The sequence below is a fragment of the Streptomyces tricolor genome (assembly GCF_002155905.1).
Classification (GTDB): Bacteria; Actinomycetota; Actinomycetes; order Streptomycetales; family Streptomycetaceae; genus Streptomyces; species Streptomyces tricolor.
Genome location: NZ_MUMF01000885.1, coordinates 1 through 555 on the forward strand (window position 1 = coordinate 1; position 555 = coordinate 555).

At 69.7% G+C, this 555-nt stretch carries 1 protein-coding gene and 1 pseudogene; both read right to left on the reverse strand.

The features are described from left to right. A pseudogene (locus CCN44_RS47060) lies at positions 1 to 149 on the reverse strand (N-acetylneuraminate synthase family protein); the annotation flags it as partial. A 12-nt stretch (positions 150 to 161) separates the two neighbouring features. Continuing rightward, positions 162 to 555, reverse strand: a 394-nt coding sequence (locus tag CCN44_RS41110) for a KdsC family phosphatase (RefSeq protein WP_158103227.1), incomplete at its 5' end; no start/stop codon positions are given.

Here is a 555-nt window from a genome sequence, read left to right on the forward strand (position 1 = left end):
CAGCCGGCCGCGGCGGCGACGTCGATCAGCTTGAAGGCGTTCTCCAGCTCACCGTTGTGGTTGATGCCGATCTCGCCGCAGATGTAGACGGGCTTGCCGGGGCCGACCTCGCGCGAACCGAAGGTGCGCAGACGGGAGTTGGTGCTCATCAGGGGGTGTCCTTACTTGGGGAGGGAATCGAGAGAGGGGCCGAGGATCCAGCTGGCGATCTCTCGGATCGCGCCGTCACCGCCGGGGACGGTGGTGACCGCGCGTGCGGCGCCGCGTACGACGTCGTGAGCGCTCGCGACCGCCACGGGCCAGCCGACGAGGGCGAAGCACGGCAGGTCGTTGACGTCGTTGCCGACGTAGAGCACGCGCTCCGGCGCGATGCCCTGCTCCTCGCACCACTGCTTCAGCGCGAGGTCTTTCCGGTCGATGCCGTGCAGCACGGGGATCTTCAGCTTCCGTGCGCGGGCGGCGACGACCGGGTTCTGTTCCGTGGACAGGATCAGCAGCTTCAGGCCGCTCCTGCGGAGGGCGGCGATGCCGAGCCCGTCGCCGCGGTGCACGGCG